The sequence below is a fragment of the Nonomuraea sp. CA-141351 genome (assembly GCF_050944675.1).
GTDB lineage: Bacteria > Actinomycetota > Actinomycetes > Streptosporangiales > Streptosporangiaceae > Nonomuraea.
Window position 1 is genome coordinate 10,985,840 of the sequence record NZ_CP191982.1, and the last position, 16,532, is coordinate 11,002,371.

17 protein-coding genes are annotated in these 16,532 nt (G+C 69.9%); 7 read left to right on the top strand and 10 right to left on the bottom strand.

Features of this window, described 5'->3' with window-relative positions; all coding sequences use genetic code 11:
- Positions 1–36: 36 nt before the first annotated feature.
- Positions 37–756 carry a GntR family transcriptional regulator gene (locus ACQPWU_RS51555; protein WP_360685174.1) on the top strand — a complete coding sequence of 240 codons (720 nt, stop codon included), beginning with the start codon at positions 37–39 and terminating at the stop codon, positions 754–756.
- A gap of 149 nt (positions 757–905) precedes the next feature.
- Positions 906–1,616 (top strand): dethiobiotin synthase, encoded by a 711-nt coding sequence (gene bioD / locus ACQPWU_RS51560; RefSeq protein WP_433434016.1) that lies wholly within the window; start codon positions 906–908, stop codon positions 1,614–1,616.
- Between the two features lie 71 nt (positions 1,617–1,687).
- On the opposite strand, the gene ACQPWU_RS51565 is transcribed toward bioD, so the two are convergent.
- Positions 1,688–2,671: a BtrH N-terminal domain-containing protein gene (locus ACQPWU_RS51565; protein WP_433434018.1), complete on the bottom strand. Its 984-nt coding sequence runs from the start codon at positions 2,669–2,671 to the stop codon at positions 1,688–1,690.
- Between the two features lie 118 nt (positions 2,672–2,789).
- Positions 2,790–3,365 (bottom strand): hypothetical protein, encoded by a 576-nt coding sequence (locus ACQPWU_RS51570; RefSeq protein WP_433434020.1) that lies wholly within the window; start codon positions 3,363–3,365, stop codon positions 2,790–2,792.
- A 132-nt stretch (positions 3,366–3,497) separates the two neighbouring features.
- Between ACQPWU_RS51570 and ACQPWU_RS51575 the strand changes: the two genes are divergently transcribed.
- The 4 genes from ACQPWU_RS51575 to ACQPWU_RS51590 are packed head-to-tail and all read left to right on the top strand — an operon-like array spanning position 3,498 to position 7,777.
- Positions 3,498–4,658 carry a histidine kinase gene (locus ACQPWU_RS51575; protein WP_433434022.1) on the top strand — a complete coding sequence of 387 codons (1,161 nt, stop codon included), beginning with the start codon at positions 3,498–3,500 and terminating at the stop codon, positions 4,656–4,658.
- Positions 4,649–5,305, top strand: coding sequence for a response regulator transcription factor (locus tag ACQPWU_RS51580; RefSeq protein ID WP_433434025.1), 657 nt, complete (start codon positions 4,649–4,651; stop codon positions 5,303–5,305). Before ACQPWU_RS51575 ends, ACQPWU_RS51580 begins: the two co-directional genes overlap by 10 nt.
- A complete protein-coding gene (locus ACQPWU_RS51585; RefSeq protein ID WP_433434027.1) occupies positions 5,302–6,081 on the top strand; it encodes a DUF4097 family beta strand repeat-containing protein in 780 nt (259 codons plus the stop codon). The genes ACQPWU_RS51580 and ACQPWU_RS51585 overlap by 4 nt, the downstream gene beginning before the upstream one ends.
- Before the next feature lie 49 nt (positions 6,082–6,130).
- Positions 6,131–7,777 (top strand): acetolactate synthase, encoded by a 1,647-nt coding sequence (locus tag ACQPWU_RS51590; RefSeq protein WP_433434030.1) that lies wholly within the window; start codon positions 6,131–6,133, stop codon positions 7,775–7,777.
- A 1-nt stretch (position 7,778) separates the two neighbouring features.
- Here ACQPWU_RS51590 and ACQPWU_RS51595 read toward each other — a convergent pair whose 3' ends face one another.
- Positions 7,779–9,362, bottom strand: a complete 1,584-nt coding sequence (locus tag ACQPWU_RS51595; protein WP_433434032.1) for a serine/threonine-protein kinase — start codon at positions 9,360–9,362, stop codon at positions 7,779–7,781.
- 289 nt (positions 9,363–9,651) lie between these two features.
- On the opposite strand from ACQPWU_RS51595, the gene ACQPWU_RS51600 reads away from it, so the two are divergent.
- A complete protein-coding gene (locus tag ACQPWU_RS51600; protein ID WP_433434034.1) occupies positions 9,652–10,044 on the top strand; it encodes a thioesterase family protein in 393 nt (130 codons plus the stop codon).
- Here ACQPWU_RS51600 and ACQPWU_RS51605 read toward each other — a convergent pair.
- The 7 genes from ACQPWU_RS51605 to ACQPWU_RS51635 form a co-directional block, all read right to left on the bottom strand.
- Positions 10,034–10,246, bottom strand: coding sequence for a biotin/lipoyl-binding carrier protein (locus tag ACQPWU_RS51605; protein ID WP_433434036.1), 213 nt, complete (start codon positions 10,244–10,246; stop codon positions 10,034–10,036). The genes ACQPWU_RS51600 and ACQPWU_RS51605 overlap by 11 nt on opposite strands.
- A 32-nt stretch (positions 10,247–10,278) precedes the next feature.
- Positions 10,279–11,634: an acetyl-CoA carboxylase biotin carboxylase subunit gene (locus ACQPWU_RS51610; protein WP_433434039.1), complete on the bottom strand. Its 1,356-nt coding sequence runs from the start codon at positions 11,632–11,634 to the stop codon at positions 10,279–10,281.
- Between the two features lie 122 nt (positions 11,635–11,756).
- The gene (locus tag ACQPWU_RS51615; protein ID WP_433434041.1) at positions 11,757–13,049 is read right to left on the bottom strand and encodes an HD-GYP domain-containing protein; all 1,293 of its coding nucleotides are present in this window, start codon (positions 13,047–13,049) and stop codon (positions 11,757–11,759) included.
- Positions 13,046–14,395 (bottom strand): HD-GYP domain-containing protein, encoded by a 1,350-nt coding sequence (locus ACQPWU_RS51620; RefSeq protein WP_433434043.1) that lies wholly within the window; start codon positions 14,393–14,395, stop codon positions 13,046–13,048. The genes ACQPWU_RS51615 and ACQPWU_RS51620 overlap by 4 nt, the downstream gene beginning before the upstream one ends.
- A gap of 221 nt (positions 14,396–14,616) precedes the next feature.
- Entirely contained in the window at positions 14,617–15,558 is a 942-nt protein-coding gene (locus ACQPWU_RS51625; protein ID WP_433434044.1) for an NAD-dependent epimerase/dehydratase family protein, read from the bottom strand.
- 10 nt (positions 15,559–15,568) lie between these two features.
- On the bottom strand, positions 15,569–15,835 hold the full coding sequence (rsrA, locus tag ACQPWU_RS51630; protein WP_433434047.1) for a mycothiol system anti-sigma-R factor: 267 nt from the start codon (positions 15,833–15,835) through the stop codon (positions 15,569–15,571).
- Entirely contained in the window at positions 15,832–16,437 is a 606-nt protein-coding gene (locus tag ACQPWU_RS51635; protein WP_360685222.1) for a sigma-70 family RNA polymerase sigma factor, read from the bottom strand. The genes rsrA and ACQPWU_RS51635 overlap by 4 nt, the downstream gene beginning before the upstream one ends.
- Between the last annotated feature and the right edge of the window lie 95 nt (positions 16,438–16,532).

The following is a 16,532-nucleotide window of genomic DNA, read 5'->3' on the forward strand; positions in this document are numbered from 1 at the left end:
CGCCCTCACCGCCGTGGCAGAAGTGAAGGTGAGAGCGTGACAGACGACAGCCCCCGCGTACCGAAGTACTACGACGTGAAACGCAGCCTGCTTGAGCTCACCAAGACGCTGTCACCGGGCACGGCGCTGCCGCCGGAACGCACGCTCGCCGTGCGGTTCGAGACCTCGCGCACCACGGTCAGGCAGGCGCTGACCGAGTTGGTGGTGGAGGGCCGGCTGCTGCGCATCCAGGGCAAGGGCACGTTCGTGGCCCAGCCGAAGGTGGCGCAGGTGCTGCAGCTCACCTCGTACATCGGCGACCTGCGCACGGCGGGCCTGGAACCGGACACGAAGATACTGGAGATCGGCTACATCACCGCCGACGAGACGCTGGCCAGACGCCTGGCCATCAACCCCGGCGGGCGCGTGCTGCGCATCCACCGCCTCCGTCTGGCCAACGGCGAGCCGGTCTCGATCGACACCACGCACCTGTCCGCGCGCCGCTTCCCCCGGCTGCGACGGGAGCTGGAGGTGCACGCGTCGCTGTACGAGACGCTGCACAACGCCTACAACGTGCGGCTCACGGACGCCGAGGAGATCATCGAGACCGTCCTGGCCACCCCGTACGACGCCAAGGCCCTCGGCGTCGACGTCGGCCTCCCCATGCTCCTCCTCACCCGCCACGCCTTCGACGCCGACGGCAACCCCGTCGAGTGGGCGCAGTCGCTCTACCGCGGCGACCGCTACAAGTTCGTCACTCGGCTCCGTCGTCCCTGAAGACCCTTTTGGGTTACGGCGAGCCAGGTTGACCGCACTCGCCGTAACCGGTTGCCGCCCGTCATGGCCGGTCGTGAAGGCTCACGGGGTGCTCACCGTTACGAGCGTGATGTGGGCCGTCTTCTTCGCTGACTTCTAGGCTTGGTCGCATGAGCATCCTCGTCATCACCGGCACCGACACCGGGGTGGGCAAGACCGTGGTGGCGGCGGCGCTGGCGGCACTGGCGTTGCGACGCGGGTCTTCCGTCGCCGTGGTCAAGCCGGCGCAGACCGGGCTGGCGCCGGGTGAGGCCGGGGATGTGGACCAGGTGATCCGGCTGTCGGGAGTCACCACCACCTTCGAGCTGTGCCGGTTTACCGAGCCGCTCTCCCCGGCTGCTGCCGCCCGGGTCGGCGGGTTGCCACCCGTGTCACCGGCCGAAGTCGATCAGCTCGTCCGGGAGCTGGCCGAGAGCAACCGGCTGGTCGTCGTGGAGGGGACCGGGGGGCTGCTCGAGCGGTTCGACGAGGACGGCTGGACCATCGCCGATCTCGCACGCTCCTTGAGCGCGCAGGTGCTCGTCGTGGCCGGGGCCGGGCGCGGGACGGTCAATCACACCGCGCTCACCCTGGAGGCGCTGGCCCATCGGGGGCTCGAGCCTGCCGGGGTCGTCATCGGGCGCTGGCCGGACGAGCCCGGGATCGTCGAGCGTAGTTGCGTGTGCGACCTGGAGATGCTGGCCGCCCGGCCGCTGGCCGGGGTGCTGCCCGAAGGGGCCGGGAGCCTCGACAGGGAGGCGTTCGCCGAGGTGGCGCGCAGGGGGCTGGCCGCCACGCTGGGCGGCACGTTCGACCCCACCGGCTTCAGGCCCTCCCCCTGAGCTCCAGGCCACCGCGCCGGCCCCGCTTTCCGCAGTGATCGTCATCGGGGCTAGCCGACATCCTGGTGGAGCTACAGCTGACGCAGCACCTGCATGGCATCCCGCTCGATGCGTGAAAGATCGTGGAGAAGGGCGCCGGCCTGCTCCAGATGCCCCACGTCGCCGCTCTCCCCAGCCTTCGTGATCAAGGTGGCCACGTCCGTCCACAGGGTCGCGGCCTCGGCGTACAGCTTGTGACCGGCGCGGAGGTTGCTGTCGTCGATCAGCGGGATGCACTCGCCGAGGAAGTCGCGGTAGAGGGCGCGGAACAAGGCGCCGCCGGTGCCGGCTTTCTCCATGAGGAGGGCGGCTTGCGGCAGGTCCCGCTGCGGGTTGCCGGCGCGCAGCAGCCATGTGGGCACCTGCTTGGCGGCCTTCTCGATGCCGCGGTGGCCCAGATTCGCGATGGGAGCGGCCAGAAAGGCGTCGGCGCAGTCCCTGATGGCGGGGATGATCTGGTCCTGCCAGCAAGGCGACTGCTCCGGCAGCGTGATGGTGAAGGATCGGTTCCTGGCGGTCATCGGGCCGCGTTCGGTCCGCGCCATGGCCAAGCTGACCCTGCTGGTGCGCACCGCTCCTCCCTGCTGGTCGGTGTCCACCAGGTAGACGTCGTGCTCGTCGTAGCCGTACATGGCGACGACATGGCCGCCGAAGTGCACCTTGGACCGGAAGTACTCCAGGTGATAGCAGTCGAGTTGAAGGCCGACCGGCCGACCGGCATCGATGGGGGTGGCCACGTTCGCCCACGCCTTGCGCGGTGAGGTGGTCTCCTCGACCAGCAAGGTCAGCCCCAGCCTGACAGTCAGGTTCCTGGTGAGGTCGAAAGGCTTGACGCGGCCTCCGAGAAAGGGGAATGCCATGCCCTTGCTGTCCCAATAGATGAAGGACAGGCCCGAGCCCAGCCCGAACAGCATGGGCTCGGACAGGTCAAGTCCCTCATGCCGCAACAGCACCCCCAGCGCCGTCGTCTCGCAGTGGTGCATGCCGCGAGCCTCGATGTCCTTCACGATGGCCATACGTCGCTCTCCTCGCTGCTTCCCTGATCAGCTACCGGATCGTAAGGAGCAGCATGAGGCCTCCCACAAAGGGAGAGTCCAGCGGGGGCGGCTCGGCGAGGGCCGATTGAAAACGGGGCTAGCAGGACGACTCCGGCAGCTCGCAGACCTTGACGGTCATGCGCTCCGAATGGTCGATCAGGCCGCGGAAACGGCCGAGCGGCAGGCTCTTCGAGGGCCAGGCCGTCTCGCCCACGATGTAGACGGCGGCCCCACGGCGTACCGCCACCGCCTGCTCGCCACTCTCGAAGAAGCGGGCCCCCGCCCGCAGGCCGTCGTCCCCCACGGCGAGCGGCTTGCTGAAGTAGCGGTAGCGGTGGGCGCCCTTGCCGACGTCCGCGCACTTCCTGAGGTCGGCACGCAGCAGGCGCATCGCTCGCTCGGCGTGCTGGACGTCCTTGTAGACCACTAACTGCTCGTACTTCGTCTCAGCCTCGCCCGTGTAGAGCACGGCCCTGCTCTCCAGCCGCCCCGCGTCGCGGCGGTAGCGGAAGAAGCAGGGGTTGAGCTGGAGCGGCAGCGACTTCGAGTCGATCACCTCGTAGCTCTCCCACTTCTTCGCGGGAGGGTGCGACTCCATGAACAACATGCCGTCAGGCAACCCGCCGGACATCATCGCCGCCGCGAGCGCGACGGCGGCCCCCGTATGAATCATCTGGAACCTCCTATCCATGGGATGGGCCGAGAAGCGGATATGTTCGCGGGAGAAGAGGTGGGGAAAACCCCACCATCCATCGGCACACCAGGCCCATTTCGCGGCCCGCCCGCTGCTCAATACGGTTGAGGCATGAAAGTCCCCCGCCCGTGGTCAGCGCGTGCCTGGCTCGACACGGCACACGTGATGATCGGCCTGCCGGTCGCAGTGCTGCTCGGCGGGCTGACGCTCGTGCTGGCCGTGTGGCCGCCCCTGCTGATGCGGAGCGTGCCGCGGTTCACCGGGGTGCAGCGTTCCAGGTTCGAGGCGTTCCTCGACGCGCACATCGCGCCCGTGCGCTCCCCGAGCAGCTGGCGCAGCCCGGCCACGTGGCGGCAGATCGGCTACCACCTGCTGTCCCCGTTCGTGGGCTTCGCGGCGGCGTTCCTGGTGGCGGTGGCGTGGGGAGGGGCGATCGTGGGGCTGCTGTCGTTTCTGCCGCGCAAGATGAAGCCCCCGCCGATGGAGTTCCCGTTCGACCTCAGGGACACCAAGGTCATCGCCGTCTTCATGGTGATCGGGCTCGCGCTGCTGCTGCTCGCGCCGGTGCTGGCGCGCATCATGGCGGCGCTGGACCTGTCGGTGGCGCGTACCCTGCTCGGCCCCAGCCGTTCCGAGCTGGGCCAGCGGATCGAGACGCTGACCGAAAGCCGGGCCGGCGTGATCGACGCCGCCGACGCCGAGCGGCGCAGGATCGAACGCGACCTGCACGACGGCGCCCAGCAGCGGCTGGTCTCCCTCGCCATGAACCTCGGCCTGGCCAGGGCCACCCTCACCGACCTGCCCGAGCCCGCCCGCGAGGCCATCGCGCAGGCTCACGAGGAGGCCAAGCAGGCGCTCAAGGAGCTGCGTGACTTCGTCCGCGGCCTGCATCCGGCCGTGCTGAACGACCAGGGCCTGGACGCGGCGCTGTCCGGTGTGGCCGCCCGTGCCCCGTTCCCTGTGAAACTCCGCGTCGACATCGAACGGCGTACCTCTCCGACCATCGAGGCGGTGGCGTTCTTCATCGTGTCCGAAGCACTGACCAACATCGCCAAGCACGCCGCGGCCACCAAGGCCGAGGTGAGCGTGCGGCGAGAGCGCGACCGCCTGCACATGCTGGTCTACGACGACGGCTGCGGCGGCGCCCGGCTGGACGGCGGCACGGGCCTGCGCGGCCTGGCCCAGCGGATCGACTCGGTGGACGGGACGCTCCGGCTGTCCAGCCCGCTGGGCGGCCCGACGACGATCGAAGTGGAGCTTCCGTGCGAGTAGTGCTGGCCGAGGACTCCGTGCTGCTGCGCGAGGGGCTGATCCGGCTCCTGGACGCCTCGGGCATGCAGGTGGTGGCGGCCGTGGACGAGGCCGAGAGGCTGCTGCGGGCGGCCGAGGAGCACAAGCCCGAGCTGGTCATCACGGACGTCCGGATGCCGCCCACACACACCGACGAGGGCCTGCGGGCCGCGCTGGTGCTGCGCCGCCAGCAGCCGGGGCTGGCGGTCCTGGTGCTCTCGCAGTACGTCGAGGAGCGCTACGCCGCCCAGCTCCTCGCCTCCGCCGCGACGGGCGGGGTCGGCTACCTGCTCAAGGACCGGGTGGCGGACGTGTCCGAGTTCATCGACGCGCTGCGCAGGGTGGCCGCCGGCGGCACCGCGCTCGACCCGGAAGTGGTGGCCCAGCTCCTGCTACGCGGCAACAGCGATCCGCTCGAACGGCTGACGCCCAGGGAGCACGAGGTGCTCAGGCTGATGGCCGAGGGCCGCTCCAACGCCGGCATCGGCCAGGCGCTGGTGCTCAGCGAGGGCGCGGTGGGCAAGCACATCGGCAACATCTTCACCAAGCTCGACCTGTCGCCTGCCGAGGGCGACCATCGGCGTGTGCTGGCCGTGCTGCAGTTCCTCAAGATCAGGAGCCTGCCGTGAGAGTGGCCTGGCTGGCGGCGGGCGCCGTGGCGACCGTGATCGCGCTGCTGATCTCCACCTTGACGCTCTGGCACGGGGTCGCGCGGGCCAGGATGCCGGAGGAGCACACGGAGAGGTCCATCCCCTTCGACCACGCGAACGTGCGCATCAAGACGGGCAAGGGCACCCAGGTGCACCTGTCCATCATGCCGGGCAGGGCCGGTGAGCTGCTCGTGGTGAGGTCGCTGCTGTGGTCGAGGAACCGGCCGACCATCACCGAGGACTGGGACACCCGTTCCGGCACCCTGCGGCTCGACGCGGTCTGCCCCGGCGCGGACCAGCCGAACGGCCCCGTCTGCCGGGCCGATTACATGGTGCTCGTACCGCCGCAGACCGACATCGAGGCCGCCACGACCAGCGGCGACCTCGTCGTCAACGACGTCTTCGGCAAGCTGCGCCTGTCCTCCGTCTCCGGCAACGTCAACATCGACGACATCTCCGGCACCATCTGGGTCAGGACCGGCACGGGCGACGTCGACGCCCGCGGGCTCGACGTCGAGCAGGCCGACGTGGAGATCGGCTCGGGGAAGGTGAAGCTCTCGTTCATCAGCGCGCCCACGGATGTCAAGGCAGTGGTGAGGACGACGGGCGACATCCGCCTGGATGTGCCGAAGGCCGCGTACCACGTGACGGCGGACGCCGCCGAGAGCGACATCGACGTCGACCAGAACCCCCAGGCGTCGCGGAACATCGTCGCCAAGGCTCCCAGCGGGACCGTGTCCGTCTGCTGCGAATGAAGATCCTTAAGATCTGTTTACTCTGCTGACTGGTTGGTAAGTTCCCGGCATGGAGTCTGCGAAGCACGCCGGTGACGCCGCCGTCGCCGTGTCCAAGGCCTATGGCGTCGAGACCATGTTCACCCTGTCCGGAGGTCACGTCTTCCCGCTCTACGACGGCGCGGTGCACGAGGGCATGCGCATCCTCGACGTACGCCACGAGCAGAGCGCGGTCTTCGCCGCCGAGGCGACGGCCAGGCTGACCAGGAGTCCGGGGCTGGCCGTGCTGACCGCGGGCCCGGGCGTCACCAACGGCGTCAGCGGCGTCGCGACCGCCCACTTCAACGGCTCCCCCGTGGTCGTCATGGGCGGCCGGGCGCCCCAGTCGCGCTGGGGCAGCGGCGCGCTCCAGGAGATGGACCACCCGCCGCTGCTCAAGCCGGTCACCAAGCTGTCGTTCACCGCGTCCGACGCCGAGTCCGTCGGCCAGGACGTCGAGGTGGCCTTCCGCACGGCGGTCGCGCCCCACCGCGGCCCGGTCTTCCTCGACTTCTACATGGACCACCTGTTCGCGCCCTCGCCGCCGCACGAGGTACGGACGCAGACGCCGTCACCGCTCGAGCCCGACCCCGACGGCCTGGCCGCCATCGCGCGGCTGCTGGCCGAGGCCGAGCGGCCCGTGCTGGTGTACGGCTCCGACGTGTGGATGGACCGGGCCGAGGAGGCCGCGCGCGACTTCGCCGAGACGTGGCGGCTGCCGGTCATCCCCAACGGCCAGGGCCGCGGCATCCTGCCCTCGGGCCACGAGCTGCTCGTCACGCGGGCCCGCGGCCTCGCCTTCGCCCAGGCCGACCTGGTCATCGTGGTCGGCACCCCGCTCGACTTCCGCCTGGGCTACGGATGGTTCGGCGGAAAGGACGCCGCGCCGCTGGCCCGCGTGGTGCACATCGCCGACGCGCCCTCGCAGCTGGCCACCCACATGAAGCCGGCCGCGTCCGCCGCCGGCGACCTGTCGGTGGTGCTCTGGAGCCTCGGCACCGCCTGCGGCGACGCGGGGGTCAAGCCCGACGCATACGCCTCCTGGGTGTCGAAGCTGGCCGGCGCGGCCTCCGCTGCCATCGCGGGCGACGCCGACCTGCTGGCCTCCGACTCCGACCCGATCCACCCCATGCGTGTGTACGGCGAGCTGGGCAAGGTCCTGGCCGACGACGCCGTGGTGATCGGCGACGGCGGCGACTTCGTCTCCTACGCGGGCAAATACGTCGAGCCGAAGCAGCCCGGCAACTGGCTCGACCCGGGCCCGTACGGCTGTCTCGGCACCGGCCTCGGCTACTCCATCGCCGCCCGCCTGGCCAGGCCGTCCTCGCAGGTGGTGCTGCTGCTGGGCGACGGCGCCGCCGGGTTCTCGCTCATGGACGTCGACACCCTCGTCCGTCACAGGCTTCCGGTCGTCATGATCTGCGGCAACAACGGCATCTGGGGCCTGGAGAAGCACCCCATGCAGCTCCTGTACGGCTACGACGTGGCCGCCGAGCTCCAGCCGCAGTGCCGTTACGACCAGGTCGTGACCGCGCTCGGCGGAGGCGGCGAGCTGGTCACCAAGCCGTCGGAGATCGGGCCGGCGTTGCGCAGGGCGTTCGACTCGGGCATCCCGTACATGGTGAACATCGCGACAGACCCGCAGATCGCCTACCCCCGCAACACGACGGGGGTGTGACCTACTGCTTCGGCGTGGCGCTGACGCTGGGGGTCGGGCTGTCCTCCGGGCAGACGCCGTCCACGACGACGAGCTTGACCGGCTTGTTCACCGGCCACGCCACCCCGGCGCCCGGCACGGTCTGCGAGATCTTGCCGCAGCGCATGCCGTCGGAGCTGGTGGTCGTGTCGTCGGGGATCACATCCTCGAAGCCGGCCGCCTCGACCATCTCCTGCCCCTTCAGGAACGCCATCCCGACCACCTTCGGCACGATCACCTTCTTGACGCCCGGCGTGGGGGTGTTCGTGGGGGTCTTGGTCGGCGTCTTGGTGACACTCGGCGTGCTGCTGGGTGTCTTGGTCGGCTCCTTTTCCTCCTCCGTGGTCCGCACCGGCGGCTTGGGGCTGGTGTGCGTGGGATCCGGCGTCGGCTCGAGCGTCGGCGGCTTGGTCGTTCTCCTGGGCGGCGGCTTGGTCGTCGTCGTGGCGATGTTCTTCGAGTCGTCAGCGGCTTGGGAGACGGTACTCGTCGGCGTGGGCTCACCGGTGGTGGTCATGCCGGTCAGCGCGATCGCGGTGGCACCCGCGCCGAGCACCACCGCGGCGGCGATGCCCGCGATGAGCCCGGTCCTGCGCGGGGCCTTGGCCGCGCGGCGGCTGCCCCCGCGCCGGTCGGCCACCGTCGTGGTCTCCTCCTGCGGACGCGCCTGATGCGCCCCCGTCTGGTACGCCTCCACCGGCGGCGCCATCGTCGCTCCGGTGGTGAGGACCGGTTCGGGGACCGCGGGCGCCTGCCCGCTCGCGATGGCCTTGGCCGCCTCGCTCATCGCCCTGGCCGTCGGGTAACGCCTGGCCGGGTCCTTGGACAGGGCGACCTCGACCAGCGTGCGCACCGCCGGGGGGATCTCGGCGGGCAGCGGTGGCGGCGCCTCGCGGATGTGCTTGAGCGCGATCGTGACCGCGCTGTCGCCGTCGAACGGCCGCTGCCCCACCAGACACTCGTACGCGACCACGCCAAGGGCGTAAATGTCGACCGCGGGCGTGACAGGGGCGCCCTCGGCCTGCTCAGGGGCGCAATAGGCGGCGGTGCCGAGCACCATGCCGGCGTCGGTGAGCCGGTTGGCCAGGTCGGAGCGGGCGATGCCGAAGTCGGTCAGCACCAGCGTGCCGTCGCGCTGCACGAGCAGATTGCCCGGCTTCACGTCGCGGTGCACGATCCCCTGGTCATGAACGGCCTGCAACGCCGACGCCGCCTGCGCGATCAGCTCCATGGCCGCCTGCGGCGGAATCCGGCCCAGCCTGGCCAGCAGCCGGTCGAGCGGCTCACCGTCGACGAACTTCATCACCAGATAGACGGTGTCGCCGCTGACGCCGTAGTCGTAGACGTCGACGACACCGGCGTGATTGATCGTGGCCATCGCCCGCGCTTCCCCCTGAAAGCGAGCGACGAACCCGGGATCTTCGGTACGGCCGGGAAGCAGCACCTTCACGGCGACAGTGCGCGCCAGGACGATGTCCTCGCCCCGCCACACCTCGCCCATGCCACCGGCGCCGATGCGGGTATCCAGCCGATACCGCCCCGCCAGCGTCGTCCCTTGGGCCACCATGCTCCCCCGCTACCCCCCTACACCTGTAACCTCGCGCACCCCGCGGCTCTCCAACAAAGCGAACTTTCGTCGCGGTCAGGTAACACAGTGGTCACGGAACTCAGAGAGTGTACGACTCACCTGTCCCACATGCCACTCAAATGTTCTTAAGCCGTACAAACCCTATCCTGGAGCCTTATGGCTGCACTTGTCCGCGTTTCGGGGAAGTCAGCGGACCCATTAGCAGGTGCGGCCGTCGCCCGTTACCTCTGGTGTGCCGTCAGAACACGGCCCACCATAGGCTGATCCCATGACGCTCGCTCCGGGTCTCCGCTCCCAGCTGCTCATCATGGTGGAAATGGAGGATACCGCCAAGAAGATCGGCAGCGGTGACGTGCCCGTGCTGGCCACGCCCCGGCTGCTCGCGCTGGCCGAGGCGGCGACCGTACAGGCCGTGGAGAAGCACCTGGCGCCGGACGAGACGTCGGTCGGCACCCGGGTCGAGCTCGAGCACCTGGCCGCCAGCCCGCTGGGCACGCACGTGCAGATCGGCGTCGAGCTCACCGAGGTCGACGGGCGGCGGCTGGTCTTCGCCTTCGAAGCCCACGACCGACACGCCGTCGTGGGCCGCGGCACCATCGAACGCGTGGTGGTCGACCGCGCCAAGTTCATGGCGAGGGCGCGCCGGGCTGCTAGTCGATGACGGCGATCAGGTCGCCTTCCTGGATGACGTCGCCCTCGGCCACCTTGATCTGGGCCACCACGCCGTCGTCCTCGACGATCACGGGGATCTCCATCTTCATCGACTCCAGGATGACCAGCGTGTCGCCCTCAGAGACGGTGTCGCCCTCGCTGACGACGACTTTCCAGACGTTCGCCACCATCTCAGCGCGTACCTCAGCCACCGGAACTCCCCTCTTTCACCAATGTATTCACCTTAGGCTCGCATCCGCGTAACCAGGCCCGTGTCGTAGTCGCCGGTGATGAATTCCGCGTTGTCCAGCAGTTCCGCACAGAACGGCAGGTTGTTCTTGGGGCCCTCGACGAGGAACGCGTCCACCGCCTTGCGGCCCCGCTCCAGCGCGTCGGCGCGGTTCTCGCCGTAGACGCAGAGCTTGGCCATCAGGGGGTCGTAGAACGGGGTGACCGTGTTGCCCGCGGCGTAGCCCGAGTCCACGCGTACGCCCTCGCCGTCCGGCTCCACCCACGCCGTGATCGTGCCAGGCCCGGGGAAGAACCTCTTGGGGTCCTCCGCGTAGACCCTGAACTCGATCGCGTGCCCGGTGGTGGCGGCCCGCACCTCGGGGCTCTCGCCCGCCGCGACCCGCAGCTGCAGCTCGACCAGGTCGAGTCCGGTGACGAGCTCGGTGACCGGGTGCTCCACCTGCAGCCTGGTGTTCATCTCCAGGAACACGAAGTCCTGCTTGTCGGCATCGACCAGGCATTCGACCGTGCCCGCGCCGAGGTAGCCGACGGCCTCGCCGGCCCGCACGGCGGCGGCGAGCATGCGTTCGCGCAGCTCGGGGGTGATGCCCGGGGACGGCGACTCCTCGACGACCTTCTGGTGGCGGCGCTGCACCGAGCAGTCGCGCTCGCCCAGCGCCACGACGCGGCCGTCGGGCAGGCCGAGGATCTGTACCTCGACGTGGCGGGCCCGCTCGATGTAGCGCTCAAGCAGCACGGCCGGCCCGTCGAGCGCGTCTCCCGCGAACCTCGCCGCCGCCCTGGCCGCCTGCTCGAACGCCTTGGCCAGGCCCTCGTCGTCGTGGGCCACGCTCATGCCGATGCCACCGCCGCCGCCCGCGGTCTTGACCATGACCGGGTAGCCGACGACCTCGGCGGCCTTGAGCGCCAGCGACAGGTCGGTGACCGGCTCGCGGGTGCCCGCGGCGACCGGCACGCCCGCGCTCTCCATGAGGTTCCTGGCGTTGATCTTGTCGCCCATCTTGTCGATGGCCTCGGGCGCGGGCCCGATCCACACCAGGCCGGCGTCGATCACGGCCCTGGCGAACGCGGCGTTCTCGGCGAGGAACCCGTAACCCGGGTGGATCGCCTTGGCGCCGGTCGCGCGGGCCGCCTCCAGCACCTTGCCGGCGTCGAGGTAGCTCTGCGCGGGGTTGGCCGGGCCGATCAGCACGGCCTCGTCGGCCTCGCGCACGAACGGCAGGTCGCCGTCGGGCTCCGAGTGCACGGCGACGGCGCGCAGCCCCAGCCGCTTGACCGTGCGGATGATCCGCCGCGCGATCTCCCCTCGGTTGGCGATCAGGACGGGTCCGAGCGTCTCAGTAAGCACGCCGACCAGCCTATGGCCGCTACCGGCCCGCCCCTTTCCTCCTGAAGCACCGATCCGAAGAGCACGATCTGTAGGAACCCCACAATTGTGAACGCCCCGAAACGCGACAGCAGTTGTACGGGCTAAACGCGTCCGCGGTCGATCACCCGGGTGAGCGCCTCGATCGCGTGGGGGTCGTACGCGCTGCCGGACGACAACCGGATGCGCTCCAGCGCGGCCCCGGCGCGGTCGCGGTCGGTCGAGGGCCCCACGAGGTCGTCGTAGGCGTTGGCGACATTGATGATGCGGCTCGACAGCGGCGGATCGTCGGCGATCGGGTCGCACTGCCGCCTGACCACGTCGGCCACCCGATCGAGCACGCCGGTCTGTCTGATCACCTCGGCGCCCAGCTCCGCGATGCGCCGCGCCTGCTCGGGCTCGGTCAGCACGGTGGCGCCGCCGGGGATCGGGTCGCGCAGCGAGAGCTGGCCGATGTCGTGCATCAGCGAGGCGTACTCCAGCTCGAGCAGCTCGGGCTCGGCCATGCCCAGCTCCCTGCCGATCGCCACGGCCAGGCGGCTCACCCTGCGCGAATGGCCGGGCTCGACGTAGCCGCCGACCTCCGTGACCCGCGACAGGGCGCGTACGGTCTGCAGGTAGGTCGCGCGGATCCCGGCGTATTTCCTGAAGGCCACCTGCGTGACCAGCAGCGGCGCGGCGAACACCAGCAGCGCGACGAGGTCCATGCTGTGCGTGGCCAGCGCGAGCAGCACGCCCGACGAGGCCACGGCCGCGCCCAGCGGGAAGGCCATGTTGATCTCGTCGCGCACCGCCACCCTGAACGCCGTGCGCAGCTGCTCGGCCCGTAGCAGCGCGGCGATCAGCACGTCGATCATCAGGGTGATCGCGATGAGCGTCACCATCACCACGAGCGCGGGCCACCAGGTGCTGGTCGGCGGCTTCGTCATCTCGTAGAGCGGGTCGGCCAGCGGCCGGAACGCGAAGGCCAGCAGCGCGCCGGTGAGCAGCCGCCGCGCCATCGCGTCCAGCCGGGGCGGGCGGCCGACCGCCAGGTGCGGGAGCGCCCCGGCCAGCATCCCGACCGCGATCACGGCCACGACCTGCAGCGCGGAGTGGCGGAGCGGGTGCTGGCTGAGGTCGAGCAGCAGCGTGTAGCCCAGCGCGGCGGCGGCGCCGATGGGCGCGACCTCCCTGTTGCCCGGCATGGTGAGCCTGGCCAGCTCGCCGACCGCGATCAGCGCGCCGAACCCGACCGCGATCTCCGGTCGATCGAGCCCGACGGCGGCGGTGTGGGCGACGCCCGCGACCGCGGCCAGCCCCGCCGCGCAGATGAGCAGCAGCTGACCGGAGTCGAGCCGGCGAAGGACCGTGCTCAGTGAGCGTTCTGTGCGCCTCGGGCGCTCCGTGGTGATCATTGCCCGGTCACGACCTCGATGGGCATGGTCGGGTCGTCGTGGTCCTTGATCGGGGTCTCGTCGGGCGGCGGCGCCTCGACCTTGCGCGGCGGCTGCCACGGCTCCCGCTCGAGCGCGCGGATGAAGGCCACGACCATGACCGGGTCGAAGTGGGTGCCCGCGGTCTTGCGCAGCTCCTCGAGCGCCTCCGTGACGGGCCTGGCGCCGCGGTAGGAGCGGTCGGAGGTCATCGAGTCGAACGCGTCGGCCACCGCGATGACCTTGGCGAACTCGGGGATCTCGTCACCGGCCAGGCCCATCGGGTAGCCGGTGCCGTCGTGGCGCTCGTGGTGGTGCATGATCCCGGCGTACGCCTCGTCGAGGAAGCCGATGCCGCGGACGATCTCCAGGCCGCGCATGGGGTGGAGCTGGATCGCGGCGAACTCCTCCTCGGTGAGCGGACCGTCCTTCTGCAGCACCTTGGTCGGCACCCCGAGCTTGCCCACGTCGTGCAGCATGCCCGCGTAGCGGATGGCCCGCACGCGCTCGGGGCCCATGCCGATCTCCTGGGCGATCATGGAGGAGGCGAGCGAGACCCGCGTGCAGTGGCCCCGGGTGTAGTAGTCCTTGGTCTCCACGGCCTGGCAGAGCGCGGCGATGGTGGCCTCGTACGAGCGCTGCTGCGCGTGGTACTGCCCGAACGCCCAGCGAGCCACGAACAGCGGCAGCAGCACCAGCACCGCCGAGATCGACTGCACGGTGGCCCAGAGCCCGGCCACCAGCAGGCCGAACGTGCCGTAGCCCAGGTACGACAGCAGGAACTGGGCCATGCCCCGCATCGGCACCTCGGCGGGCCGCACCCGCGTGGCCAGCCCGATGATGGTCAGCGTGAGCACGATGTTGAGTGGCACGAACACGGCGGTGGCAGCCGCATAGGGGCCGATGAGGTCGTCGAACGCGTTGACCTGGGGCACGCCCACCTGACCGCCGAGGGCCTCGTAGACCCGCCCGGCCACGTAGCCGCAGATGGCGAACTGCGCACCGTTGAACAGCCGCTTGACCAGCGGCAGCCCGGGACGCACGCTCAGCACCGCGGTCAGCCCGACCAGCGCCGCGCCCTCCGGCCCGATCAGCACCACCGCCGCCAGGGAGGCGGAGAAGCTGACCGACACCGCGAACTGCTCCATGTTGAGCAGCGTCGGCATCGACTCGCACACCAGGAACAGCAGCGCGAGCACCAGCAGGACGTCCAGGTCCTCCTGCGCCACGGGGGCGCCGGAGACCATGACGCTACGTACGATGAGAGCGGCCGCCGCCCCGATCACGGCAACCAGATAGACCCTTGCAGGCCACGGCAGATCACGCATTGCGGCCCCCTACGGAGATCAGGTCCAGGACACCCCGGGAGGAACCGCTCCCCCGATCAGCATGATCACCGGGGTGATCAACAGGATGGCCGTGAGTAGCCGGGCGACCGTAACCTTCATCATCCACATGCCTCCATGTCGGCTTCTGGAGCTCACGCTACAGAAGACGCCGTCACCGCATGGGCCGAGTCGGAAATCGCAAGCAAAGCGTAATCATGCAACTACTTGTGGCGACGGTTTCGCGCCCATTCGACCGTTTTCTTCACCCCGGTCGGCAGGTCGATGCGCGGCTGCCAGCGGAGCCCCTCGTGGGCCGGCACCGGATCGACCGCCATCGCGGGCAGGTCGCCAGGGCGCGGCGGCGCGAACCCCGGATGGTCCTGCGCGCCCGCGGCGTCGGCGATCAGCGAGTGGAGCCGGCGGTCGGTCGTCTGGATGCCGGTGCCGAGGTTGAACCTCTGGCCGTCGCCCTGCTGGCCGCATGCCTTGACGAACCCGTCGATCACGTCGTCGACGTAGATGTAGTCGCGTGTCTGGGCGCCGTCGCCGTAGACGACCGTGGGCGTGCCGCTGAGCAGCGCGTCGGTGAAGATCGCGACCACGCCCGCCTCGCCCTCGGGCGACTGGCGCGGGCCGTAGACGTTGGAGAGCACCAAAGTGGTGTATTCGATGCCGTAGAGCGCGCGGAACGCGGCGAGGTAGGTCTCACCGCTGAGCTTCGACGCGGCGTACGGCGAGCGCGGGTCTGTGGGCGCGTCACCGGGCACGGGGATCGCGGCGGGCCTGCCGTAGACGGCCACGGAGGAGGCGAACACCACCTTGCGCGCGCGTCCCTCATGGGCCGCGGACAGCACGGCGGCGGTGCCCTCGACGTTGACCCTGGCGTCGCGCCTCGGGTCGGCCACGCTCTTGCGCACGCTGATCTGCGCGGCCAGGTGGCAGACGACCTCCGGTTGCAGCTCGGCCACGAGGCCGATCAGCGCGGGGTCGAGCACGTCGAGCACGTGCAACCTGAAACGGTCGCTCTCGACGGCCTCGGCCAGGTTGCCCCTCGACCCGGACGACAGATCGTCGACCACGTCGACGTCATGGCCCTCGGCGAGCAGGCGATCGACAAGATTGGACCCGATGAACCCGGCGCCTCCGGTGACCAGCACACGCATGGTGTGAATCTTAGTCCGGAAGCTCCGCCCTGACTTGCGCGATGCGGGCCAGGACCTTGGAGCGCAGGTCCGCGGGAACCGGGTCGCAGCCGCAGTGCTTGTGCACGAGCGCCTTGACCGCCTTGTCCAGGTCGTATTCCTTCAGGCACGGGCCGCATTCGTCGAGATGTACGCGGATCTCGACGACGTCGCTCTCGGTCAGCTCACCGTCGAGATAGGCGTAGACCTTGTCGAGCACTTCGCGACAGTCGGTGTCATGCGGGTTGCCACAGCTCATTTCGATCCCTCCGCCGGGACCAGGCCACGCCCGCGGGCATAGTCCTCAAGGAGGCCCCGGAGCTGCCTGCGTCCCCTGTGCAGCCTCGACATCACGGTGCCGATCGGAGTGCCCATGATGTCGGCGATCTCCTTGTAGGGGAAGCCTTCGACGTCGGCCAGATAGACCGCGATCCTGAACTCCTCCGGCAGGGCCGCGAGCGCCTGCTTGATGTCGCCGTCGGGCAGGTGCTCGAGCGCCTCTACCTCCGCCGACTTCAGGCCGCTCGAGGTGTGGGACTCGGCCCGCGCGAGCTGCCAGTCCTCGATCTCCTCCGTGCCGGACTGCTTCGGCTCACGCTGCTTCTTGCGGTAGCTGTTGATGAACGTGTTCGTCAGGATCCGGTAGAGCCACGCCTTGAGGTTGGTGCCCTCCTGGAACTGGTGGAACGACGCGAACGCCTTGGCGAAGGTCTCCTGCAGCAGGTCCTCCGCGTCCGCGGGATTCCGGGTCATCCGGAGCGCGGCGGAGTAGAGCTGCTCGAGATACGGCATGACGTCGCGCTCGAATCGCTCGCTTCGCTGCTCCAGCGTCTCCGCGCCTGTCGCGGGCACCGGACCCACCCCCCTAAGATCACCGGTGGTCGGCTGTTGCGGAACACCGTACTCAGGGGAGGATACCCGCTGGCCGATGACTTGCTGGCCAGCGGGGAGGGGTT